22 protein-coding genes and 1 riboswitch are annotated in these 22,904 nt (G+C 74.0%); of the genes, 2 read left to right on the forward strand and 20 right to left on the reverse strand.

Annotated elements, in window-relative coordinates; all coding sequences use genetic code 11:
- Positions 1 to 18: 18 nt before the first annotated feature.
- Positions 19 to 1,155: a 3'-5' exonuclease gene (locus rosag_RS19625; RefSeq protein ID WP_284351868.1), complete on the reverse strand. Its 1,137-nt coding sequence runs from the start codon at positions 1,153 to 1,155 to the stop codon at positions 19 to 21.
- Between the two features lie 317 nt (positions 1,156 to 1,472).
- Here rosag_RS19625 and rosag_RS19630 point away from each other — a divergent pair, with 317 nt between their 5' ends.
- Both rosag_RS19630 and rosag_RS19635 read left to right on the forward strand, forming a co-directional pair.
- Positions 1,473 to 2,096 carry a redox-sensing transcriptional repressor Rex gene (locus tag rosag_RS19630; protein ID WP_284351869.1) on the forward strand — a complete coding sequence of 208 codons (624 nt, stop codon included), beginning with the start codon at positions 1,473 to 1,475 and terminating at the stop codon, positions 2,094 to 2,096.
- Positions 2,097 to 2,098: 2 nt separating this feature from the next.
- The gene (locus rosag_RS19635; protein WP_284351870.1) at positions 2,099 to 2,689 is read left to right on the forward strand and encodes an AAA family ATPase; all 591 of its coding nucleotides are present in this window, start codon (positions 2,099 to 2,101) and stop codon (positions 2,687 to 2,689) included.
- 130 nt (positions 2,690 to 2,819) lie between these two features.
- Here rosag_RS19635 and rosag_RS19640 read toward each other — a convergent pair whose 3' ends face one another.
- The 19 genes from rosag_RS19640 to hrcA all read right to left on the reverse strand — a co-directional run bounded on the left by rosag_RS19640 (position 2,820) and on the right by hrcA (position 22,899).
- Positions 2,820 to 4,868, reverse strand: coding sequence for a TonB-dependent receptor (locus tag rosag_RS19640; protein ID WP_284351871.1), 2,049 nt, complete (start codon positions 4,866 to 4,868; stop codon positions 2,820 to 2,822).
- A 112-nt stretch (positions 4,869 to 4,980) separates the two neighbouring features.
- Positions 4,981 to 5,083: riboswitch (TPP riboswitch) on the reverse strand.
- Between the two features lie 8 nt (positions 5,084 to 5,091).
- Positions 5,092 to 5,922 carry a 16S rRNA (adenine(1518)-N(6)/adenine(1519)-N(6))-dimethyltransferase RsmA gene (gene rsmA / locus rosag_RS19645; protein ID WP_284351872.1) on the reverse strand — a complete coding sequence of 277 codons (831 nt, stop codon included), beginning with the start codon at positions 5,920 to 5,922 and terminating at the stop codon, positions 5,092 to 5,094.
- Between the two features lie 2 nt (positions 5,923 to 5,924).
- Positions 5,925 to 7,571 (reverse strand): PP2C family protein-serine/threonine phosphatase, encoded by a 1,647-nt coding sequence (locus tag rosag_RS19650; protein WP_284351873.1) that lies wholly within the window; start codon positions 7,569 to 7,571, stop codon positions 5,925 to 5,927.
- 22 nt (positions 7,572 to 7,593) lie between these two features.
- A complete protein-coding gene (locus rosag_RS19655) occupies positions 7,594 to 8,079 on the reverse strand; it encodes an ATP-binding protein (protein ID WP_284351874.1) in 486 nt (161 codons plus the stop codon).
- Between the two features lie 36 nt (positions 8,080 to 8,115).
- A complete protein-coding gene (locus rosag_RS19660) occupies positions 8,116 to 8,448 on the reverse strand; it encodes an STAS domain-containing protein (RefSeq protein ID WP_284351875.1) in 333 nt (110 codons plus the stop codon).
- Positions 8,449 to 8,502: 54 nt separating this feature from the next.
- Positions 8,503 to 9,549: a phosphate acyltransferase gene (locus rosag_RS19665; protein ID WP_284351876.1), complete on the reverse strand. Its 1,047-nt coding sequence runs from the start codon at positions 9,547 to 9,549 to the stop codon at positions 8,503 to 8,505.
- The gene (gene coaD / locus rosag_RS19670; protein ID WP_284351877.1) at positions 9,546 to 10,040 is read right to left on the reverse strand and encodes a pantetheine-phosphate adenylyltransferase; all 495 of its coding nucleotides are present in this window, start codon (positions 10,038 to 10,040) and stop codon (positions 9,546 to 9,548) included. Before coaD ends, rosag_RS19665 begins: the two co-directional genes overlap by 4 nt.
- A 28-nt stretch (positions 10,041 to 10,068) precedes the next feature.
- Positions 10,069 to 10,590: a 16S rRNA (guanine(966)-N(2))-methyltransferase RsmD gene (gene rsmD / locus rosag_RS19675; protein ID WP_284351878.1), complete on the reverse strand. Its 522-nt coding sequence runs from the start codon at positions 10,588 to 10,590 to the stop codon at positions 10,069 to 10,071.
- 7 nt (positions 10,591 to 10,597) lie between these two features.
- Positions 10,598 to 12,397, reverse strand: a complete 1,800-nt coding sequence (gene recJ, locus rosag_RS19680; protein ID WP_284351879.1) for a single-stranded-DNA-specific exonuclease RecJ — start codon at positions 12,395 to 12,397, stop codon at positions 10,598 to 10,600.
- A 74-nt stretch (positions 12,398 to 12,471) separates the two neighbouring features.
- Positions 12,472 to 13,200: a zinc ribbon domain-containing protein gene (locus rosag_RS19685; RefSeq protein WP_284351880.1), complete on the reverse strand. Its 729-nt coding sequence runs from the start codon at positions 13,198 to 13,200 to the stop codon at positions 12,472 to 12,474.
- A 93-nt stretch (positions 13,201 to 13,293) separates the two neighbouring features.
- Positions 13,294 to 15,288, reverse strand: a complete 1,995-nt coding sequence (gene dnaG / locus rosag_RS19690; RefSeq protein WP_284351881.1) for a DNA primase — start codon at positions 15,286 to 15,288, stop codon at positions 13,294 to 13,296.
- Between the two features lie 4 nt (positions 15,289 to 15,292).
- The gene (locus rosag_RS19695) at positions 15,293 to 17,707 is read right to left on the reverse strand and encodes an endonuclease MutS2 (protein ID WP_284351882.1); all 2,415 of its coding nucleotides are present in this window, start codon (positions 17,705 to 17,707) and stop codon (positions 15,293 to 15,295) included.
- A 135-nt stretch (positions 17,708 to 17,842) separates the two neighbouring features.
- Positions 17,843 to 18,280 carry a GatB/YqeY domain-containing protein gene (locus rosag_RS19700; protein ID WP_284351883.1) on the reverse strand — a complete coding sequence of 146 codons (438 nt, stop codon included), beginning with the start codon at positions 18,278 to 18,280 and terminating at the stop codon, positions 17,843 to 17,845.
- Positions 18,281 to 18,305: 25 nt separating this feature from the next.
- Positions 18,306 to 18,497, reverse strand: coding sequence for a 30S ribosomal protein S21 (rpsU, locus tag rosag_RS19705; protein WP_284351884.1), 192 nt, complete (start codon positions 18,495 to 18,497; stop codon positions 18,306 to 18,308).
- Between the two features lie 104 nt (positions 18,498 to 18,601).
- Complete coding sequence (locus rosag_RS19710; RefSeq protein ID WP_284351885.1) at positions 18,602 to 18,943, reverse strand: histidine triad nucleotide-binding protein; 342 nt, start codon at positions 18,941 to 18,943, stop codon at positions 18,602 to 18,604.
- 29 nt (positions 18,944 to 18,972) lie between these two features.
- Entirely contained in the window at positions 18,973 to 19,728 is a 756-nt protein-coding gene (locus rosag_RS19715; RefSeq protein WP_284351886.1) for an RsmE family RNA methyltransferase, read from the reverse strand.
- Positions 19,729 to 19,738: 10 nt separating this feature from the next.
- Positions 19,739 to 20,590 carry a 50S ribosomal protein L11 methyltransferase gene (locus rosag_RS19720; RefSeq protein WP_284351887.1) on the reverse strand — a complete coding sequence of 284 codons (852 nt, stop codon included), beginning with the start codon at positions 20,588 to 20,590 and terminating at the stop codon, positions 19,739 to 19,741.
- Positions 20,587 to 21,741 carry a molecular chaperone DnaJ gene (gene dnaJ / locus rosag_RS19725; protein ID WP_284351888.1) on the reverse strand — a complete coding sequence of 385 codons (1,155 nt, stop codon included), beginning with the start codon at positions 21,739 to 21,741 and terminating at the stop codon, positions 20,587 to 20,589. Before dnaJ ends, rosag_RS19720 begins: the two co-directional genes overlap by 4 nt.
- 120 nt (positions 21,742 to 21,861) lie before the next feature.
- Positions 21,862 to 22,899, reverse strand: coding sequence for a heat-inducible transcriptional repressor HrcA (gene hrcA / locus rosag_RS19730; RefSeq protein ID WP_284351889.1), 1,038 nt, complete (start codon positions 22,897 to 22,899; stop codon positions 21,862 to 21,864).
- Positions 22,900 to 22,904: the final 5 nt, after the last annotated feature.

A 22,904-nucleotide genomic window follows, 5' to 3' on the forward strand; every position in this document is an offset into this window, starting at 1 on the left:
GCGCGAGAGAGGAAGTGGTCAGGCCGTGGTGTCGCGGTCGACGGCGGACGGCAGCGCGGTGCGACGGCGGCGCGCCGCGCCGGTCCCGCCGCTCAGCCAGCGATCCAGCTCGCCCCACGTGTGCACGCCGCGCTCGCGCGCGTCCTGCAGGAGCCGCAGCAGGCAGTGCGCCGTGGCGACCGCGTCGCCCGCCGCGCTGTGTCGCCACGGCCGCGCGCGCCCGTGCCGCGCCTCGAAGTACGTCTTGGCGAAGGCGTCCGCGCCATACCAGTCGGCGACGTAGCCCAGGGAGCGCGAGCGCAGGTGGGGCAGCAGCTTGCGGGCGAGGCGGACGGTGCAGAGCCGCCGCCCCTCGAGCGCCACGCCGGACGCCCGCTCCACCTCGTGCGACACGAAGCGCCAGTCGAAGGCGACGTTGTGGGCGACGAAGACGTGGCCCTGCAGCGCGCCCACGACGTCCGGCGCCACCTCGCGGAAGCGCGGCTTGTCGCGCACCATCTCGGACGTGATGCCGGTCAGCCGCACGATCTGCGGCGGGATCACGCGGTCCGGGTTCACGAGCGTCTCGTAGACCTCGCGCACCTCGCCGCCCGCGACCACGACGGCCGCGATCTCGGTGATGCGATGCCCCGCGAACGGGCTGCCGCCCGTGGTCTCGACGTCGACGACGACGTACGACAGCTCGGTCAGCGACTCGTGGTCGCCGGGCAGCGCGGGCCGCGGCAGCTCGGCCGCCGCGGGCCGGCGCTCGCGCACGCGACGCGCCGGGGCGGCCGGCGCGTCGCCGTTCGCGCCGGCTCCGGTCTCCTGAGCCCCCGTCGCGCCGGCCGCGCGCGCGGCGCGCCACTCGTCGAAGCTCGGCACGGGCGGGGGCGCGGCGACGCGAACCGGCGCGCCGGCCTCGCGCGGCGCGGGCACGGCCTGCAGCGACCAGCGCCCGTCGGCCGACAGCGCGAACTCGCGGTGCGGGGCCAGCAGCTCCAGCGCGATCCGTTCGGCCATCTCGCGCTTGAGGCCGGGCAGCTGGCAGACGCGGCCCACCAGGGTCGCGGCGTCGGCCGGCCCGCCGGCGAGGAAGTCGCGCGCGCGCTCGACGAGGAGGTTGTCGGGCGCGCGGGTCTGCACCCCGCCGCGCGGGTCGGATCGGTCGGTCACGGCTGCTGGTTCGGGGACGGCGCGTGCGACGGCATCGGTGCCGCCCCGCCGGCCCAGCGTGCTACCGGAAGCGGGAGCGAGAAGATCCGCGCGCGCCTCGCAACATAACGCGCCGATCGTGCCCGGCCGTGGCGCGGGAGCGCGCGGCGGTGCCGGCCAACGCGCGCACGCTCACGACCGCTGGCCTCCGCCCAGCTCGGCGGCTATCTTTGTGAAGTATTTCACAAAGTCCCGCAGAGTCCCACAGAGTCCAGCGAGCGTACCCCGCTGCCGACCGAGCCGACACCGGAGCCGTGACCGGAGCTGTGACCGGAGCTGTGAAGCGCATCGCCGATTCGACCGTCCGCCGCCTGTCCGTCTACCTCCGCTACCTGGAGGAGCTCGAGGCCAGGAGCATCGCCACGACCTCCAGCGACGAGCTGGCCGCCCACAGCGGGACGACCTCGGCCCAGGTCCGGAAGGACCTCTCCTTCTTCGGGTCGTTCGGGAAGCGGGGCCTCGGCTACTCGGTCCCCGAGCTGACGGCCCGCATCCGCCAGATCCTCGGCCTAGGGCGCGAGTGGCGCGTCGTGATCGTCGGCGCCGGCAAGATCGGCTCGGCACTCAGCGCCTACCGCGGCTTCACGCAGCGGGGCTTCACGGTCGTCGGCGTCTACGACAACGACCCGTCCAAGATCGGCAAGCGCTGGAACGGCGAGACGATCCGCGACATCTCGGCCCTCGAGACGGATGCCGTGCGCGACCGCCCGGACATCGCCGTGCTCGCGATCCCCGCCGACGACGTGCAGGGAGAGGTCGACCGCATCGTCCGCGCGGGGATCAAGGCGATCCTGAACTTCGCGCCCGCGCAGGTCATCGCCCCGCCGGGCGTGACGATCAAGAACGTCAACATGGCGATGGAGCTCGAAGGGCTCTCGTACGCGCTGAGCCACCGCGAGTAGGCGTGACGCCGATCGCGCGGCCGCTGGTCGTGGTGCTCACGGGCCCGGAGAGCACCGGCAAGACGACGATCGCCGCCTGGCTCGCGCGCCGCTTCGACGTGCCATGGTCGGCGGAAGGCGCCCGCGCGTACGTCGATGCGCGCCTCGCCGAGGATCGCGCGGTGCAGCTCGGCTTCGACACGGTGACGCCGATCGCGGAGCTGCACGTCGCGCTGGAGGACGCGGCCGACGCGGACGCCGCGCGCCGCGGCTCGCCGATGGTCGTGCGCGACACGGACCTGATCAGCACCGTGGCCTACTCGCGCGCGCTCTACGGCACGGCGCCCGAGTGGGTGGTCGGCGCGGCCCGCGCGCGGCGCGGCGACCACTATCTGCTCTGCGACGTGGACGCCCCCTGGGTCGCCGACCACGTGCGCGGCGAAGCCGGTGACCGCTTCGCGATGCGCGACGTCTTCATGGAGACGCTGGCCGAGATGGGGGCCGACTTCACGGTGCTCGCCGGCGCCTGGGAGACGCGGCTGCGTGAGGCCGAGTCGATCGTGGCTGGCTGGCTGCGCGTGAGATCGAACGACGAACTGCATCAGCAAGGATGAAAGTCCGACAAGATCGGATAACGATGGATGGCTCCGGTGGAGTGCGATCGACGTCGCACCACGCGGAGCCATCCGTCGTTATCGGATGTTGTCCGATCTTATCCTTGCCAATGCCGTTGAAGTTGCCGCTTCAGAACCGCAGACGCGCGTTCACCTCGACGCTGCGTGGCGCGAGGATGAAGTAGCGCGGCACGCCGCGGCTGCTCACGTCGCCGGCGGTGAGCGCGAAGCGGTCGAGGAGGTTGCGGCCCTGCACGAGCAGCTCCTGCCCCGCCACGCGGATCACCGCGCCGCCGTCGAGCACGAAGAACGCCGGCGCGGTGCGCGCGGGATCTCCCGTGGGATCCAGGAACTGGCGCGACTGGTAGCGGCCGTCGAGCGTCAGCGCGAGTGCGCGCGTCGCCTGCCACGTCGCCTGCTGGCCCGCGACCAGCGACGGCGTGAGCACCGTCGGTACGTCGAGGTACTCGGCGCCGCTCGCCTCGTCCCGGTATCGCAGGATGCGGTTGCGGCTCAGCGCCGCGGTGGTCGCGAGCGTCAGCGTCTCGACCGGACGCCAGCTCGCCTCCGCCTCCACGCCGCGACGGTAGCTGCGCCCGACGTTGCGCCGCACGTCGTAGCCGAGCGGCGTCGTGAGGCCCACGAGGGCGATCTCGTTGCGGAACTCCATCGCGTAGGCGTTCGCGCGGAGCGCCGCCGTGCCCGTACGCCACTCCGCACCCGCCTCGTAGTCCGTCACGCGCTCGGGGCGCACGCGCGACAGCGGGAAGAGCGCGTCGACGTCGTCCGGCGCGACGTCGTCGGCGCCTGCCAGCAGGTCCGCGCGCGTCGGCTCACGACCGGTCGCGCCGACCGACGCGAAGGCGCGGAGAACGGGCGTCGCCTGCCACGACAGCCCGACGCGCGGGTTGAGGAAGGTCCACGACGCGCGCGCCGCAGGCACCGGCGATCCCTCCGTCGGCCGGTAGTGGAAGTTGGACGCGCGCGCCTGCAGGTCGCCGTACGCCGTCGCCGCGCCGAACGCGTAGGCGAGCTTCGCGAACGCGCTCCCCTCCTGCTTCGTGCCGCGATTGCCGTAACCCGGCGACTCCAGGTCGGCGCGTGCGTCGAACATGTGGTCGCGGCGGTACGCGAGCGCGTGCACGCCCGCGTCCATGGTCGCCGCGCCGCGCACCGCGTGCAGCGCGCTCAGCACGCCGCCCCAGCGCGACGCGAGGTTCCAGCGCGGCGCGGCCGTGCCGTCCACCCAAGTCGGGTACTCGTACCAGCCGCCGGCGTCGAAGCCGTACGCGGTCGTCGCCAGAGACGTCGTGGCCGAGAGGAGCCGGGTGTACGTGAGCGCGGCCATCGACTGGCGGAAGCGGTCCCCTACCCCATCGATCGGATTGGCGCGCGGGTCGGTGCGCAGGGTCTCCAGCGGCACCGCGGTGTACGCCTGCCCGTTCGACTCGGCGCCGCTCAGCAGCGTGAGCTTCAGCAGGTCGCGGTCGCCGAACCAGCCCGCGCTCGCCATCGCGCTGTTGCCCGCGTGGCTGGAGCCACGGCGGTAGCCGTCGGCGCGCTGGTTGGAGAAGCGCGCGTACACCGCGGTGCGGTCGTCGCCCAGGCCGCTGCTGTACTCGACCGCCGCCCGCCGCGCGCCGAACGAGCCGGCGCCGAGCTGCACCTCGGCGCCGTGCCTGCTCGCCGCCAGCGGCACCGTCTCGAAGTTCACCGAGCCGCCGAACGACGCCTGCCCGTACGTGCTCGTGCCGACGCCGCGCTGGATCTGCACGCTCTGGATCGAGTTCGCGAGGTCCGCGAAGTTCGAGAAGTAGAGCTGCTGGTCCTCGGGCTCGTTCAGCGGGATCCCGTCGAGCGTGAGGTTGATGCGCGACTGGTCGAGGCCGCGCAGCCGGAAGTACGAGTAGTTCCACTGCGAGCCGCTCTGCGCGAACGTCGTCACGCCGGGCGCCTGCTGCAGCAGCAGCGGCACGTCCTGGCCGGTGTAGCCGCGCGCGAGCGCGGGCGCGCCGAGCGTCGTCTGGGCGGCGGCGGCGTCGCCGCCACGGACGGCGCGGACGGTGACGGTCTCCAGGGCGCGGGCGCGCGTCGTGTCGCGCGCGGAGTCGCGCGGCGCACGGACGGTGTCCTGGGACGCGAGCGGCAGTTGGGCCGCGAGAAGCAGGAGGGAGAGCACGGATGGGTGCCGGTGAGGGAACGCCGGCGCCGGCGCCTGACGGCGCGACGCGACTCACCGGGATGCCCGCACGCGCGAGCGGCCCTCGGGCCGCCCTGCCGTTGCTGCGTCGTGCTGCGGACTCGCGACTCCCTACGCCGGTACGAACCGGATCAGGTTCTGCGGGACTCTCTCAGCCCGCGCGCTTGCGCGCACGGGCACCCCGGTCGAGTTGCAGCGAAAGCTAGGCGGACGCGCCGCCCGCCGGTAGCGCCCGCACCAGCCGCGCGAACGCCTCGGGCGACAGCGTCTCCGGGCGCGCCTCGGGGGCGAGCCCCGCCGCGGCCAGCACGGCGTCCGCGCGCTCCGCGTCGAGCCGCGCGATCGTGCGGACCACGCGGCGCAGCTGCTTCCGGCGCAGCCCGAACGCCTCCTGCACCACGCTGCGGAAGCGCGCCTCCTCGTCCGGCGCGACGACGGGATCCGGGCGTGGCGTCACGCGGATGACGGCCGAATCCACCTGCGGCGGTGGCTGGAACGCGCCGGGTGGAACGCGCGACAGCAGCTCGACGCGCGCGACCGACTGCACGTTCACGCTCAAGGCGCCGTACTCCTTCCCGCCGGGCGCCGCGGCCGCGCGCTCGGCCACCTCGCGCTGCACCAGGTAGACCGCGCGCAGCGGGCGCGGGTGCTGCAGCGCGTGGAAGAGGATCGGCGTCGTGATGTAGTACGGCACGTTGCCGGCGAGCACGTACTCGCCGCCCGCGAGCTGGCCGAGATCGACCGTCAGCACGTCCGCCTCCACGACGAGCACGTGCGAGCGATCGGCGTAGCGCTCGCGCAGGTGCGCCGCGAGGTCGCGGTCCACCTCGATCGCGAGCAGGCGCCCCGCGCGCTCGACCAGCAGGTCGGTGAGCGCACCGCGCCCCGGTCCGATCTCGACCACCGTCTCGCTGCCGGTGAGCTGCAGCGCGTCGGCGATGCGCGTCAGCACGCCGCGGTCGCGCAGGAAGTGCTGCCCGAACCGCTTGCGCGGCCGCGGCAGCCCGCCGCCCTTCGGAGGACGCTCGTCCACGGTCAGCTCCGCAGCACGACCAGCGTGAGGTCGTCGAGCGGCCGCGCGCCGCCCTGGTAGACCTCGAGCTGCGCGAACACGGCCTGCACGATCTCGTCCTCGGGGCGATCGCGCACGGCGCGCACCGCCTCGATCACCGGCTCCTCACCGAGGCGCCGGCCGGCGCGGTCGACGGCGTCGCTGATGCCGTCGGTGAAGAGCAGCAGCAGGTCGCGCCCCGGCTGCCAGTCGCGCGTCTCGGTGGCCGGCGGATCGTCGATCATGCCGAGGGGCGGCGTGCTCGCGCCGAGCCGCTCGACGGTGCCGTCCGCGCGCATCAGGAACGCGTGCGGATGCCCCGCGTTGGCGAAGTGGAGCCGCCCGCGCGACGGGTCCACCACGGCGTAGAACGTCGTGATGTACATCTCCGTGCTGGAGAGCTCCTCGTGCAGCGAGTGCAGCACCGCGTCGAGCGTCGCCGACGGGTCGCTGGAGCCGCGCGCGTGGATCGCAGTCGCGCTCATCGCCAGCGCCATGATGAGCGCCGCGCGGTAGCCGTGGCTCGACACGTCGCCGATCATCACGCCCGTCCGCCCCTCGTCCAGGCGGAACAGGTTGTAGAAGTCGCCGCCGACGCTCTCCGCGGGCACCACCCGGGCGGCCACCCGCGCGTGCGGCGCCGCGACGTCCACGCGCGGGAGGAGCCGCATCTGCAGGTCGTGCGCGAGCACCATCTCCTGCGCCATGCGCTGCTGCTGCAGCGAGGCGCGCACGAGCCGCGCGTTCTGCACCGCGGCAGCGATCTGCGTGGCGATCGCCGTCACGAGCTTGAGGTCCCCGGCCGTGAACTCGCCGAACCGGCGCCCCGACAGGTGCACGACGCCGAGCGGCTCGCCGCCGGCGGGGGTGGACCAGACGAGCGGCACCGAGAGCATCGGCCCGAGCCGGAACGGCGCCTCCGCCTCCGAGATCGCCTGCTCCCGCTCGACGATGGTCGGGTGCAGCGTGCGGAACACGCGGCCGCTCGCGCTGTGCGGATCGTCGGCCGCGATGGGCTGCAGCTCCGCGACGCGCGCGCCGACCGCGGCCACCGCCTGCAGCGTGTCGGTCACGCGGTCGTGCAGCAGCAGCGCCGCGCGGCGCGCGCCCGTCGTCTCGGCCAGCTCGGTGAGGATCGTCGTCGCCGTCTCCTCGAGCGTGACGGCGCGGCCCAGGATCTCGCTGATCGTGTAGAGGAGGTTGATCTCCTCGTACCGCTCGCTCAGCTCGTGCGCCGACTGCTCCACCTCGACCGCGGACTGCAGGTGCTCCGCCACCGCGAGGCGCAGGAACTCGGCATGGCGCGTCAGCTGCGAGGCGTCTCCCGTGCAGGGGCCCACGACGAGCCACACGTCGCTGAAGCCCGCGAGCCCCAGCACGAGCGCGTCGCCGTCGGCCTCGCGGACCGCCACCGGACCGTTGGTGCTCGCGGGGAGCGGGAGGTCGTCGCGCGGCGCGGCATGGTCGCGGCGCGACGCGCTGCGGCGCTCGGGCGGCGCCCCGGCCGGTGCGCTCGCGGCGCGCGTCCAGATCGCCGCGTGGCAGCCGGTGCTCGCGTGGTACGCCGCGAGGAGCGCGTCCAGCTCTCCGGCGGCGCGGTGCGCGGCGCGGGCGCCGCTCGGCGCGCTCACCACGGCGCCCTCCGCGCGCGGCTCACGCGCGGCGGAGCGTCAGCCGGACGACGTTGCCGCGCGGCTGCGCGTCCAGGCGCTCCACGCGGTCCATGAGCCGCCGCATGAGGAACAGCCCGCGGCCGTCCTCGCGCAGCAGGCGCTCGGGCGTCGTCGGGTCGTGGCAGGACTCGTCGAGGTCGAAGCGCTCGCCCTCGTCCTGCACCTCGACGACGAGCTGCGCGTCGTCCACGCGGGCGCGCACCTGCACCTGCTTGTCGGCCGCCTGCCGGTTGCCGCGCAGGATCGCGTTCGCCAGCGCCTCGGTCAGCGCGACGGGCACGTTGAGCGCGCACGCCTGGCGCGAGAAGTGGTGCGCGGTGCACTGCCCGAGCACCGCGTCGACGACGCCGGGAATCGCGTCGGCATCGCTCGGGATGGTCATCTCCAGCACGGACGCGCCGGCGGAGCGGGAGCCCTCGGGCTTCCCGTCCGCCGGCGCGCCGCCCGCGGCGCGGCGCGCGCTCACGGGCGACGTCGGCTCCGACGCGTCACAGCGCTCGCGTCAGAAGCTGTCGAGCGCGCGCTCGCGCGTCTCGGCGATCTGGAAGAGCGTGTCGAGCTTCGTCAGCTCGAAGAGCGTCTTCAGGTCGTCGTTGAGGTTGGCCAGCCGGAGCTCGCCGCCCTGCTCGCGAATCTTCTTGGAGAGCGAGACCAGCACGCCCAGCCCCGAGCTGTCGATGTAGCCCGTCTGGCTGAAGTCGATCAGGAACTTCCGCTCGCCGCGCTCCAGCTCGTCCAGCACCTTCTGCTTCAGCTCCTGCCGATTGCCGACGATGAGCTGCCCCTCCACATCCACCACCGTGACGTCGCCTTCGCGATGCATCTGGAAGCTCATGAGTCGGTCTCCCGGTCGCCCCGTGTGCGCACCGTGTGTGTCCAGCGTGGTCTTTTAGAAGTCGGGCCGCGCGGCCCGCGCCGCGGGGAGCTCCCCCGCCTGCAACGCGGTGATCGCGGCGACGTTGATAATGTCATCCGGCACGGCTCCGCGGGAGAGATCGCTGCACGGCCGCGCGAGCCCCTGGACGATCGGCCCGATCGCGGCCGCGCCGGCCAGACGCTGCACGAGCTTGTACGCGATGTTGCCCGCGTCGAGCGAGGGGAAGACCAGGACGTTCGCCTGCCCCCCGACCGGGCTGCCCGGGGCCTTGCGCTCCGCCACCGCCCGGATGAGCGCGGCATCGCCTTGCAATTCTCCGTCCACCGCGAGCTCGGGCGCGATGGCCCGCACCCGCGCCAGCGCCTCGCGCACCAGCGTGATGCTCGCGCCCTCCCCGCCGCTGCCGCGCGTCGAGAAGGACAGCAGCGCCACCCGCGGCGCATCGCCGACGATCCGGCGCCGGTCCGCGGCGGCCGCCACGGCGATGTCCGCCAGCTGCTCGGCGGTCGGATACGGCACCACCGCGCAGTCGGTGAAGGTCAGCACCTCCGGCCGGTCGTCGCGGAACGGCCGCACCACCATGTAGAACGCGCTCGACACCGTGCGCACGCCCGCCGCGGGCCCGACGCACCAGAGCGCGGCGCGGACGACGTCCGCCGTGGTGTGCACCGCACCCGCCACGCAGCCATCGACGTCGCCGAGGGCGACCAGGGCATCGGCGACGTAGAGCGCCCGTGCGGCGAGCGCCCGCGCCGTCTCCGCGGTCAGCCCCTTCGCGGCGCGGCGCGCCAGCAGCAGCTCGACGACGCGCTCCCGCACCGCCGGATCCGCGACGTCGACGATCTCGGCGCCGGCCGACTGCCACGCCGCCAGCCGCGCCGCCGACAGCGCCGCGTCGGTGCGATCGACGACGAGCCACGGGCGGACGACGCCCTCGGCGAGCAGCGCGTCGATCGCCGTCTGCGTGCGCGGGTCCGCGGTCTCGGCGAACGCGATGCGGCGGCGCGCGACGGTCGCGCGCGCGCGGACGTCCGCGAGGAAGTCGAGGTCCTGGCTCACTGGGGGAAGCGCGTGCGCAGCGCCGCGGCGACGTTGGGCGGGACGAGCGCGTCGACGTTGCCGCCGAGCCGCGCCACCTCGCGCACGAGGCTCGAGCTGATGAAGGTCGTGTCGACCGACGGCACCAGGAACACGGTCTCCAGCGCCGGGGCGAGGTGGCGGTTCATCAGCGCCATCTGGAACTCGTACTCGAAGTCGGCGACGGCGCGCAGCCCGCGCACGGAGACCGTCGCGCCGACGTCGCGCGCGAAGTCCACGAGCAGCCCCCGGAAGTGCCGCACCTCGGCACGGGGCGCGTCCCCGGCGGCGACGTCGCCGAGGGCGTCGCGGATGAGCGCCGCGCGCTCCTCGAGCGTGAAGGCGGGCTGCTTGGTCGAATTGACCGCGACGCCGATCACCAGCCGGTCGACGAACTCCAGGGTGCGCCGCATCAGGTCGAGGTGCCCGAGCGTGACCGGGTCGAAGCTGCCCGCGTAGATGGCCGTGCGCATGAGCGTCGCGTGAGGGGTCGCCGAGCGCCTAGACGCCGGCTCGGTAGATCGTGATCGCGGTATCGCCGTACACCCGCGTGTCGCCGCCGGCCGGCAGCGTCACACGCGACGAGTGCTCCACGCCCAGCACGTGCGCGAACGGCACCGCGAGCCAGCGCTCGGCCACCCGCACGGCGGCGTCGTGCGCGTACGGCGGGTCGGCGAAGGCGAGGTCGTAGGCGCCCGCCTGCAGCGCCTCGACGAAGCGCAGCGCGTCGCCGCGTCGCACGTGCGCGACGTCCTCGGCGCCCAGCTTCGCGATGTTGGCGCCCAGGGTGCGGAGCGACGGCGGGTTGAGCTCCACGAAGTCGGCGCTCGCGGCGCCACGCGACAGCGCCTCCAGCCCGAGCGCGCCGGAGCCCGCGAAGAGGTCGAGCACGCGCGCGTCCGCGACGTCGGCGGAGACGATGCTGAGCCAGGCCTCGCGCACGCGGTCGGCGGTCGGGCGCACGCGCGAGTCCCGGGGCGCGTCGATGGTGCGGCCGCGCCAGCGGCCGGCGACGATGCGCACGCGCGGCTCAGCTACCACGCAGGGCGAGCGGTCCGCCGCGCGACGGCACCACGTCCGCGAGCCGCGCCTGCAGCCGGCTGACGCCGCGGAACTCGTCGCGCTCCAGGCGGAACGCGGCATCCACGCGCATGCCCGGCAGCAGCCCCTCCGCGCGCGCCGCGAGCCCCCAGCCGATCGCCTCGAGCTCGCGGCCATCGGTGCAGCGCAGCTTGAGCCGCACGCCGTCCTCGCCGACGCGCTTGGGCGTCGCGCCCAGCTCGACGTCGCGCGTCACGAGCACCGGCGCGGCGTTCCCCATCCCGTGCGGCTCGAAGTGGCGCAGCATCGCCTCGAGGTCCTCCGTCACCTCCTCGATGGGCAGCTCGAGGTCCACGCGCAGCTCGGGCACGAGGTCGTCGGGCGTCAGCCGGGCGCGCGCCACCTCGTCGAAGCGCTGCGCGAAGCGCTCGATGCGGTCGGCGGCAATGGTGATGCCGGCCGCCGCGCGATGGCCGCCGAAGCGCTGGAACAGCCCGTCCGCGTCGCACTCGGTGAGCGCCGCGTGCAGGTCGAAGCGCGCGATCGAGCGGCCGCTCCCCTTCCCCACGCCGTCCTCCAGCGCCACGAGCACGGCGGGCCGCGCGGTTTCCTCGACGATGCGCGACGCGACGATGCCGATCACGCCGGGATGCCACTTCTCACCGGCGAGCACGAGCCCGTACGTCGAGTCGAGATCGAGGCGGTCCACCTGCCGGCGCGCCTCGTCGAGCGTCGCGCGGTCGAGGTCCTGCCGCTGGCGGTTCAGCTCCTCCAGCTCGCGCGCGATCGCGTGCGCCACGTGCTCGTCGTCCGTCGTCAGCAGCTCGACGCCACGCAGCGCGTGCCCCAGGCGGCCGACCGCGTTGAGGCGCGGCGCGAGGATGAAGCCGACGCGCCCCGCGGTGAGCGGCTTGCCGTCGAGCCCCGACGCGCGCACGAGCGCGCGCAGCCCCGCGTTCTGCGACTCGGCCAGCAGCTTGAGGCCGTAGCGCGCGAGCACGCGGTTCTCGCCCTTCAGCGGCGCGATGTCGGCGATGGTCGCCAGCGCGACGAGGTCGAGCTGCTTCCAGACGATCGCGTCGTTGACGCCGAGCGCCTTCACGAGCGCGAGCGCGAGCTTGAACGCCACGCCGGCGGCGCAGAGGCCGCGGTCCGCCTCCGGATAGTCGCTCTCCGGCAGGTTGGGGTTCAGCACCGCGAAGCACGCCGGCGCGCCGCGCCCGTGCCCGGGGAGGTGGTGGTCGCTGACGATGACGTCGATCCCCGCGGCGCAGAGCGCGCCCACGGGCCCGTGCGCGCTCGTGCCGCAGTCGCACGTCAGCACGACCTGCGCGCCCGCGTCGACCGCGGCGCGGACGCCGGCATCGGTGAGGTCGTACCCGTCGCGCAGGCGGTGCGGGATGAACGGCACCACCTTCCCACCCACCGCGCGCAACACGCGCGTCATCAGGGCGGTCGACGTCATGCCGTCGACGTCGTAGTCGCCGTGCACGAGCACCGTCTCGCCACGCCGCACCGCGTCCGCGAGCCGGTCGGCCGCCGCACGGATGCCGTCGAGGCGGTCGGGCGCGTGCAACTGGTCGAGCCGCGGGCGCAGGTAGCGCCGCACCGCGTCGCCCGCGCGGTAGCCGCGCGCCGCGAGCAGCCGGCTCACCGCGTCCGGCAGCCGCAGGTCCTGCACGAGCGCCGCCACGATGGCGGGGTCCGCGGGCGGCGTCAGGACCCAGCGCGCCGCCGGGCGGATGCGTCGGCGGACGGGAGCGGAGGCGGCTACGGTCGGGGCGGTCACGCGAGCAATCTAGGCCGCGCGGTGTGGGGCGAACAGTCGCGCGCGCCGCACCGCGGGTCCGCAGAGCGCGTGCGTCAGTGCGCGCCGCTCGCGTTGGCCGTCGCGGGGGCCGCGTAGAGCAGCACGCCGCACGACTCGCACACCTCGATGTTGCCGGCCGCCATCCCCGCGCGGCGCTGCGTCGGGATCGCCGTGTCGCAGTTCCCGCAGGTGAAGTGGTGCAGCGGGAAGACCGCCGGCCCGTGGCGACGGCCGCGCACGCGCTCGTACTTCATCAGCAGCCGCGGCTCGACCGCACGGGCGAGCGAGGCCCGTGCGGCGCGCGCGTCGGCCAGCTCACGGTCGATCCCCTCGCGCTCCACGCGCAGCTCGTCGCGCGCCGGCGCCTGCTCGGCGTCGATGGACCCGGTGCGCTGCTGCGCGGAGTCCAGCGTGGACTGGAGCGTCGCGAGCCGCTGACCGGCGGCGTGCAGCTCGGACTCCGCGTCGGCGAGCGCGCGGCGCGTGACGTCCACCTGCGCACCGGCCGCCGAGGCGTCGCGCGCCTTGCGGACCATGTCGAGCTGGCCCACCGCGCGCTCGTTCATGCGCCGGAACTCGCCGGCGCGCTCGCTGAGGTGCGCATGCCGCTCGCTCTCGCGCTCGAGGGCGGCCTGGGCGCTGGCGACCGCCTTGTCGGCCGCCTGGCGCTCGGCGTCGAGGCGGCCGAGTCGCGGCGCGAGTGCTGCCAGGCGCCCCTCCAGCGCCTGAATGCCGTCGTCGGCGGTCTGCAGGGCGAGGAGCGCGTCGAGCTGGTCGTTCACGGCTGGTCCTCCGTCAGGGTCGTCGGCCTTCCCGCCACGGGAAGATGCATACCGGCGCGGAAGCGTGACAACCGGCCGGGGCCAGACGGCGCCTCAAGGGTTGAGCCGTGGCCCCACGCGCGAGAAGTGCTTGGAGAGGGCCGCCCGCTCCTCCTGCAGCTCGCGGATCCGCACCGTCACGCCGTCCTTCGCGGCCTCGTCGAGCGTGGGGAGCTGCGCGATGAGCCGCTCCTTCTCCTGGTCGAGCGCCATCGCCTGCAGGCGGCTCACCCATCCCTGCACCGTGTGGAACGGATCGGGGTCGGGCAGGTCCAGCAGGCGGTCGAGCTGGGCGACGACGTCGGCGGGCAGCGTCTGCGCGAGCGCGTCGAGCGGCTGGTCCGGGTCGAGCAGCAGCCGCTCGAACACCAAACGCCACTCGGTCCGGTTGAAGCTCTCGGGCGGCCACTTCTCCGCGACGGCCTCGACCAGGTCGCGCTCCTGCACCATCGCGCGGATGAGCTGTCCCTCCGCGCGCAGCACGGCGCCCGTGGGCGCGACGCGCGGCACGGCGAGTGAGCTCTTCCAGTCCTCCTCGCGGCGGTACTTTCCCTTGCGGCGGTCGTTCTCCCAGCGGCGCTTGAAGTCGCGCTGCGGCGGCGGCTCCACGAACGTGACCTCGGGCGTCGTGTCCTCGGGGTGCGGCGCGGGCGCCTCGGGCTCGCGCCACCGGTCGCGCCCCCATCCGCCGCGCCCGCGCTCGGCCACGTGCTGCTGCGGCGGCGCCTCGGGCGACGACGCGACCGCGCTCGGGCCGGGACGCCGCTCCTCGTGCTCCACCTCGCGCTGCAGCACCTCGCGGTCCATCCCCGCGACCTCCGCGACACGCGACAGATAGAGCTCGCGCGTGACGGGATCGGCCGCCGCGCGCAGCGTCGGCAGCAGCTTGTCGATCGCGCGCCGCTTGCGGTGCAGCTCCGCGAACCAGCCGCGCCGCTCGAGCAGCTGGATCTGCCGCTCCAGGATGTCGACGCCCTGCGCCAGCGCGTGCTCCAGGCGATCGGGCCCGTGCGCGCGCACGTAGGTGTCGGGATCCTCGCCGTCGGGGAGCGTGACGACGCGCGCCGAGATGCCGAGGCGCAGCAGCTCCAGCCCCGCGCGGAAGGTCGCCTTGAGCCCCGCCTCGTCGCTGTCGTAGAGCAGGAAGACGTTCTTCGTCAGCTTGCCCAGCAGCGCGGCCTGCGACTCGGTGAGCGCGGTGCCGAGCGGCGCGACCGTCTCGTCGATGTCCGCGAGCGACAGGCGGATCGCGTCGAAGTAGCCCTCGACGACGAGCACGCGGTCCGCCTTGCGGATGGGATGCTTCGCCCACGACAGCCCGTAGAGCTGCCGGCCCTTGTCGAACAGCGTGCCCTGCGGGCTGTTGAGGTACTTCGGCTCGCCCTCGCCGAGCACGCGGCCGCCGAACGCGATCACGCGGTTGCTCCCGTCGTGGATCGGGAACATGAGGCGGCCGCGGAAGCGCGGGCGCGGCGGGCTGCCGTCCTCGCGCGCGACGAGCAGCCCGACCTCCAGCAGCCGCGCGTCGTCGTGACCCAGCGCGCGCAGGCGCTCGATCCACTTCCCCTCGCGCGGCGCGTAGCCGAGCGTGAAGCGGTCCGCCTGCTCGCGCTCGATGCCGCGCGAGGCGAGGTATGCGCGCGCGACCTGCGCCTCCGGGTCGTCCCAGAGCGCCTCGCGGAAGATGTCCGCGGCGGCGTTCATCGCCTCCCACAGCGGCTCGCGCGGATCCTTCTCCTCGGGCCCGCGCGCGGCGCGCGTCTCCTGCACCTCCACGCCCGCGCGCGCGGCGACGTAGCGCACCGCCTCGACGAAGTCCATGCCGAGGTGCTCGCGCACGAAGCCGATCGCGTCGCCGCTCGCGTGGCACTTGAAGCAGTAGTACGCGTTGCGCTTGGGCGAGACCGAGAAGTTCGGGTTCTTCCCGCCGTGGAACGGGCACGGCCCGCGGAAGTCGCTGCCCGAGCGCTTGAGCTTCACGTGCTCGCCGACGATCTCGAGGATGTCGGCGGCCTCGCGCACGCGGTCGATGCTCTCGGGCGTGATCACGCGATCATTCCAGCTCGACCACCGTGACGCCCGCGCCGCCCTCGTTCCACAGCCCCATGCGGAACGACTTGGCGCGCGTCTCCTTGCGCAGCAGCTCGACGACGCGCTCGCGCACGGCGCCCGTGCCCTTGCCGTGGATGATACGGATCTCGCGACGGTCCGCGCGCACGGCCTGGTCGATCGACGAGAGGAGGAAGCCGTCCACCTCGTCGACGCGCAGCCCGCGCAGGTCCACCTCGCCGGAGTGGTACACGTCCGCGGCGTCGAGCATCGCGGGCACGAACACCTCGGCCTTCGGCATCTGCTGCTTGCTGCGCACGAGCGTCTTCACCGGCACGGTGAGCTTCATGACGCCGACCGTGACGACCGCGTCGCGGCCGCGCCGCTCGACGACCTTCCCGAGCTTCCCGCCGAGCGTCCCCACCTCGACCGTGTCGCCGGCGGCGATCTCCTCGCGCGGCGCGCCCGGACCGCCCGGCTTCGACTGGTGCGCCTGACGGACCGCGACGTTCCGCTCCTCGCGCTGCAGGCGATCGAGATGCTCGCCCTGGCGCGCGGCCAGCTCCTCGACCTTGCGGCGCGCGTCCTTCGCCTGCTCCTCGACCGCGTCGGCCGCGCCCTGCTTCAGCTCCCTGAGCGTGCGGTCGATCTCCTTGCGCGCGTCGAGCAGGTACTTGCGCGCCTCCTGGCGCGCCTGCTTCTCGGCCGTGCGCTCGCGCTCGCGCACCGCCTTCTCGCGATCGGCCAGCCGCTGCGCGCGCGCCTTGCCGCTCTCGATCAGCTCATCGGCGAGCTTCTCGCGATCGGCGAGCTCGGTCTCCCGCTTCTCCAGCTCCGCGAGCAGCGCGTCGACGTCGCGCTCGCCCTTGGGGATGCGCTCGACCGCGCGCTCCACGATGTGCACCGGCATGTTGAGCCGCTGCGCGATCGAGAGGCCGTACGAGCGCCCGGGCACGCCCTTGATGAGGCGATAGGTCGGCGCGAGCGCGACCGCGTCGAACTGCAGCGACGCGTTCACGACGCCGCGCACCTCGGTCGCCAGCTCCTTGAGCGCACCCAGGTGCGTCGTCGCCACCGTCGTCGTGCCGCGCGACGTCAGCTCCTCGAGGATCGCGCCGCCGAGCGCCGCGCCCTCGACCGGGTCGGTGCCGGAGCCCAGCTCGTCGATGAGCACGAGCGAGGCGTGCGTTGCCAGCCCGACGATCTCGGTGAGGTTCTTCAGGTGCGCCGAGAACGTCGAGAGCGACGCCTGGATGGACTGCTCGTCGCCGACGTCCGCGAAGACGTCGTCGTACACGGGCACGCGGCTCTCCTCGCCCACCGGCGCGGGGATCCCGCTCTGCACGAGCAGCGAGAGCAGCGCGACCGCCTTCAGCAGCACGGTCTTGCCGCCCGTGTTGGGACCGGAGACGAGCAGCGTGTGCTCGTTCGTGTCCATCGCGAGATCGAACGGCACCACGGGCACCCCCTGCGCGAGCAGCAGCGGATGGCGGCCGTCGCGGATGGCGAAGCCCTCGCCCGCGGGCACCATGTCGCACGGGCTGCACCCGAACTCCGCGGCCCAGCGCGCGCGCGCGTACAGCGTGTCGAGCGCCACCAGCGCGTCGGTGCTGTCGATCATCGGCTCGCGCAGCGGGCGCAGCTCGTCGGTCAGCTCGGTCAGGATGCGCTGCACCTCCTCGTGCTCCGCCGCCTCCAGCTCGCGGATGCGGTTCCCGAACTCGATGGCCGCCGGCGGCTCGACGAAGACGGTGGCGCCGGTGCTGGACGCGTCGTGCACGATGCCGCCCACGACCGCGCGGCCGCCCGCGCGCACGGGGATCACGTAGCGGCCGTTGCGCACCGTGACCGAGGCATCGGCCACCTGATGGTGCGGCTCCAGCTTCCCCATGATCCGCTCGAGGAGCGCGACGAGCTGCCCCTGCGCGCCGCGCAGGTCGCGGCGGATGGAGCGCAGCTTCGGGCTCGCGTCGTCCCGGACGGTCCCGTCCTCGGCGATCGTGCGCTCGACCTGCTGCTCCAGCTTCGAGTGGCTGATCAGCCGGTCGGTGAGCACGGCCAGCACCGCGCTCACGACGGGCGGGCGCTTGGGGTCCGAGAGCGCCTCGCGCGTGCGGCGCGACGAGCGCAGGAGCGTCCCGCCCGCAAGCAGCTCGGGCGCGCTCCAGACCGTGCCGAAGACGCGCAGGCGCGCCAGCGGCTCGGTGAGGTCGGGGACCGGCTCGGGCGACCAGCCGCCCTCGCTGGCGACGAGCGCGCGCATGGCGGCGACGCGGCGGTGCTCGGACGCCAGCCAGGCGAGATCGGTGGTGGGGAGCGTCGCGCGCAGGCGCCGCGCGCCCAGCATCGAGGTGGCGCGGTCGGCGACGACGGCGAGGACGCGGGGGAACTCCAGGACGTTGAGCGCGTGCTGATTCATCACTCGCAAGATACCCCGAACGCCAGCCGAGCGTTTCCCGAAAGCGCTGCGGGCTGCGGACTGCGGGTCGGACCCCGGGATGCCCCGTCGTCCAGACCCGCAGTCCGCAGCCCGCAGCCGTACTGGTCGGGGGCCCTACTTCGCCAGCTCGGCCTTCGCCATGGCGTTGATCGCGCTCCCGTCCACGCGCCCCTTGAAGAGCGGCATCACCCTGCCCATCACGGCGCCGATGTTGGCGGCGCCGCCGGCGATGGCCGCGCGCACGGCGGCGCGCAGCTCGTCGTCGCTCACGGCCGGGGGGAGGTAGCGCTCCAGCACTTCCAGCTCCGTGCGCTCCTTGGCCGCGAGCTCCGGCCGGTTCCCCTTGTCGTACATGTCGATCGACTCGCGCCGCCGCTTGATGCCCTTGCGGAGCACGTCCACGACGTCCTCGTCGGCCGGATCGCGCCGGAGCTCGATCCGCTTGTTCTTGACGTCCGAGAGAACGGTGCCCAGGACCAGCACGAGCGCCTTGTCCTGCGCCTTGCGGGCGTCGTTCAGGTCCTGCTGCAGCCGATCGGCCAGGTCCGACATGGGGTCTCCGGTCAGGTGGCCGCGATCAGGCGCGCGTGCCGCTGCGGCGGCGCGAGTTGCGCGCGGCCTGCTCGCGCTCGCGCTTGCGGCGCTCGCTGGGCTTCTCGTAGCGCTGGTGCTTGCGGACGTCCGCGAGGATGCCCGCCTTCAGGACCATGCGCTTGAAGCGACGCAGCGCCCGCTCGACGTTCTCGTCGTCGTTGATGACGATTTCCAAAACCGATCTCCCCCCTTCGTGGCGTTGGCGCGCCGGCTGGTGGTGAAGCGGCCGGGGAAGCTAGGGGGGCCCGGGAGCCCGAGCAACCCGGCGGGCCGGGGCGGTCAGCCCGGTGGCCAGCGCAGGTCGCGCCCCGCCAGGAGGTGCAGGTGGACGTGGTGCACGGTCTGCCCCGCCTGCGGCCCCGTGTTCACGACCGTCCGGTACCCGGTCTCGGCGTAGCCCTCGCGGCGCGCGATCTCGGCCGCCAGGAGCGACAGCCGCCCGAGCTGCGCGGCGTCGGTGGCCTCGTTCAGCGACGCGACGTGCTCGCGCGGGATCACCAGCACGTGCAGCGGCGCCTGCGGGTTGATGTCCCGGAACGCGACGCACTCCGCCGTCTCGGCCACCAGCGTCGCGGGGATCTCGCCGCGGACCACGCGGCAGAAGAGGCAGCTATCGGACATGGAACGGGCTCTCGCGGCGGAGGCCGTGGTCAGGGAAGCGCGGGGCCCGCGCGCTCCACCAGCGCCCGGGCCAGCGCGGCCGCCACGACGGCGGCCGTCTCGAAGCGCAGGATGTTGCCGGGGAGCGCGGCCGGCCGGAAGCCCGCCTCCCGCAGCGCGGCCAGCTCGTCCGGCTCCAGCCCGCCCTCGGGCCCGACGACCACGGTCGCCGCCTCCTCGGGCGCGACCGACCCGGCGATCAGCGGCTCTCCCTCCGGGTCGCACACCCACCGCGCACCCGCAGGCGCGGCGGCGATGACCCGCTCCAGCGGGGCGTCCGGGTGCAGGTGGGGGAGCCACGCGGCCTCGCTCTGGGAGAGGGCGGCCAGCATGCGCGCCCGCACCTTCGCCTGGAACGCCGGCCCCTCACCGCGCGCACCGACGCTGCGCGAGCGGCGGAAGAGCACCGGTCGCCAGCTCGCCACGCCGATCTCCACGGCCTTCTCGGCCAGCCAGAGCATGCGGTCGCGGTCGGCGACCGGGACGACGAGGTGCACGGGCGGCGGTGGCGCGTGCTCGTGTACCGCGCCCAGCTCCACGACGGCGTGGCTCTTCGCGAGCCGCACGAGCCGGCCCTCGCCCGAGTGCCCCGCCCCGTCGCGCAGCGCGACCGCGTCGCCGACGTCCAGCCGACGGACACGCATGTGGTGCGCGGCGTCCTCGCCGAGCGTGAGCTGCGCGCCGGCGACGAGCGGCTCGTGCGCGACGAAGGTCGCGACCGTCGGCGCCGCGACGCGCGCGCTCACGACGCCGCCCTCACGCCCGCACGCAGCGGACGCTCCACCACACGTCCTCGTGATCCTCGGCCACCGCGCGCCAGCCGCGCGCGGCGATCACGCGCAGCATCGCGTCGCGCTCCTCCCACAGGATGCCGCTGAGGATCACGTCGCCGTCCGGTGCGAGCGCGGCGTCGATGGCGGGCATCAGCTCCACGAGCACGCTCGAGATGATGTTCGCGAGCACCAGCCGCACCGGCGCGACGAGCGGCAGCAGCACGTTCGCGTCGCCCTCGACGACCGTGACGCGTCCGGCCACGCCGTTGCGCACGACGTTCTCCTCGGCGTTCTCGATCGCGTCGCGGTCGTACTCGATGGCCGCGACGCGCGCGGCGCCGAGCTTCACCGCCGCGATCGCGAGCACCGCGCTGCCGGCGCCGAGGTCCGCGACGACGTCGCCCGCGCGCACGACGCCCTGCATCAGCCGCACGACGCCGCGCGTGGTCGGATGGTCGCCGGTGCCGAACGCCATGCCCGGATCGATGACGATCGTCGTCTCCGGATCACGTCCTTCCGACAGCCACGGCGGGACGACCGCGAGGCCGCCCAGCTCGTGCGCGCCGATGAGCGCCTTCCAGCCTTCGGTCCAGTCGACGGGATCGGCGGGCGAGATGGCGACGTCGGCGCTCGGGTCGGCGTCGAGCACCGCGGCGCGGATCGCCTCGACGTCGGCGTCGGGCGGGAACTGCGTGAGGACCGTGTCGCCGTCCTCCTGCACGCCCTGCGAACCTGCGGCGAACAGCGCGGCGACGACGGCCTGCGCGGCCTCGGCGCCGCCGCGCGGACGCGCGCGGACGGCGAACCAGGGGCGGTTGTCGGAGGCGTTGCTCACGCGCCCAGCGCTTCCTTCATCTTCGACCAGAAGCCCTTCGAGCGGCCGCTCGTGGGCGCGGCGGCCTGCAGCTCCGCGAGCTCGCGCACGAGCTGCTCCTCGCGGGCCGAGAGCTTCTCGGGCGTCCAGAGCTGCACGCGCACGTGCAGGTCGCCGACGCCGCTCGCGTTCACGCGCGGCAGCCCGCGGCCCTTGAGGTGGAAGACCTGCCCGCTCTGCGTCCCCGACGGCACGCGGAGCGAGAGCTCGCCCGTCACGCCCGGCACCATCACGTCGGCGCCGAGCACGAGCTGCCCGTAGTTCAGCAGCACCTCGGTGTAGAGGTCCTCGCCGTCGCGCTCGAAGCGCTCGTCCTCCTCGACCTCGAACAGCACGATCACGTCGCCGCGCGGGCCGCCGCGCGGACCGACGTTGCCCTGCCCGCGCAGCGTCATGTACTGCCCCGTCGCGACGCCGGCCGGGATGCCGACCTTGATCGTCTTCTCGGCGCGCACGCGTCCGTCGCCCTTGCACTTCTTGCACGGCGTGGCGATGACGGTGCCCTCGCCCGCGCACGTCGGGCACGGCGCGACGCTCACGAACTGCCCGAAGAACGACCGCTGCGCGCGCCGCACCTCGCCGGTGCCCGCGCACGTGGTGCAGCGCTCGGGCTTCGAGCCCGGCTCCGCGCCGCTCCCCTCGCACTTGTCGCAGCCGTCCAGCAGCTTCGCGACGACCGTCTTCTCGACGCCGGTCGCGACCTCCGCGAGCGTCAGCGGGATGCCGATCTTCACGTCGCCGCCCGTGCGCGGGCCGGCGCCGCGGCCGCCCTGCTGGCCGAACAGGTCGCCCAGCCCGGAGAAGCCGCCGAAGTCGCGCATGAAGATGTTCAGCGCCTCCGACAGGTCGACGTGGTGCATGCCGCCCATGCCGCCCGCGCCCATCCCGCCGCGCTGGAACGCGGCGTCGCCGTAGCGGTCGTACGCGGCGCGCTTCTGCGGATCGCGCAGCACGTCGTACGCCTCGGTGATGAGCTTGAAGCGCTCCTCGGCGTCCTTCGACCCATTGTTGCGGTCGGGATGCCACTGCATCGCGAGCTTGCGGTACGCCTTCTTGATGTCGTCGTCGGACGCATCGCGCGCGACGCCGAGCTGTTCGTAGAGGTCGGCCATTCTTCTATGTGCTCCCGCGGACGGGATGGAATCGTGTGAGCGTCGAGCGGTGAGCGTCGAGCGTCGAGCGGATGGCGCGGCGTCCCTCGACGCTCGACGCTACACGCTCGACGCTTCGGTTCAGTGCAGCAGGTCCGAGACCAGCCGCGAGGTGTGGCTGACGAGCGAGACGACCTTCTCGTAGGGCATGCGCGTGGGGCCGATGACGCCGATGACGCCCGACAGCCCGCCCGCGTGGTACTCCGCCGTCACGACCGTGAACGGGTCGAGCCGCGGATCGCCGTGCTCGCTGCCGATGGTGATCGAGAGGCCGGCGGCGCCCTCGCGCTGGCGCAGCAGCACCGCCAGCTCGTCGCGCGTCTCGGTCAGCTCCAGCAGGCGCCGCAGCCGCTCGCCGGACGCGAACTCCGGCTGCTCTGCCAGCAGCGATGGCTGGCCGAGCACGACCTGCCCGTCGTCGCTGGTCGCGCGGTCGAACAGCTGTCCGCCGCCCGAGATGAAGATGTTCAGCAGCTCCTCCGCCTCGGGGCGCGGCGTGGCGTCGCGCAGGCGCTCGGGGAGCGTCGCGCAGACGTCGCGCAGCGTCAGGCCGGCCAGCCGCTCGGTCAGCACGCGCGCGACCTCGCTCACCGCGTCCTCGGCGATCTCTCCGGGGACCTCGACGAAGATCGTGCGGATCGCGCCGCGGTCGAGCGTCAGCACCATGAGGACGCGGTCGCTGGCCAGACGCACGAGGTCGATGCGCCGCAGCGCCGCCTCCTCGAAGCGCGGGCTGACCGCGACTCCGAGCTCCTGGGTGAGGACGCCGAGCGACTGGGCCGCGCGCCGGAGGATCGTCTCGATGGTCGAGGCGCCGGCGAGCTCCTCCTTCAGCCGGGCCTGCCCGAGCGCGTCGAGCGGGGCGACGTGCATCAGCGAATCGACGTACAGGCGATACGCCTTGTGCGTCGGGACGCGGCCGGCGGAGGTGTGGGGGTGGTAGAGGAACCCCTTCGCCTCCAGGTCGCTCATCGTGTTGCGGATGGTCGCGGCGGACACGCCGAGGCCGAACCCGCGCGCGATCATGCGCGACCCGGCCGGCTCGGCGGTGGCGACGTAGCTCTGGATGACCGCCTCGAGCACGCGGCGCTCCCGCTCGGAGAGCTCGTTGGACGACATAAGTA

The sequence above is a fragment of the Roseisolibacter agri genome (assembly GCF_030159095.1).
GTDB lineage: Bacteria > Gemmatimonadota > Gemmatimonadetes > Gemmatimonadales > Gemmatimonadaceae > Roseisolibacter > Roseisolibacter agri.

Coding starts and splice junctions, on each gene's coding strand:
- rosag_RS19660 (WP_284351875.1), bottom strand. CDS start 8,448: ATGAGCTTCCAGATGCATCGCGAAGGCGACGTCACGGTGGTGGATGTG.
- coaD (WP_284351877.1), bottom strand. CDS start 10,040: ATGCGCACGGCCATCTACGCGGGCAGCTTCGACCCGGTCACGCTCGGG.
- rosag_RS19695 (WP_284351882.1), bottom strand. CDS start 17,707: ATGAATCAGCACGCGCTCAACGTCCTGGAGTTCCCCCGCGTCCTCGCC.
- rosag_RS19700 (WP_284351883.1), bottom strand. CDS start 18,280: ATGTCGGACCTGGCCGATCGGCTGCAGCAGGACCTGAACGACGCCCGC.
- rosag_RS19710 (WP_284351885.1), bottom strand. CDS start 18,943: ATGTCCGATAGCTGCCTCTTCTGCCGCGTGGTCCGCGGCGAGATCCCC.
- dnaJ (WP_284351888.1), bottom strand. CDS start 21,741: ATGGCCGACCTCTACGAACAGCTCGGCGTCGCGCGCGATGCGTCCGAC.
- hrcA (WP_284351889.1), bottom strand. CDS start 22,899: ATGTCGTCCAACGAGCTCTCCGAGCGGGAGCGCCGCGTGCTCGAGGCG.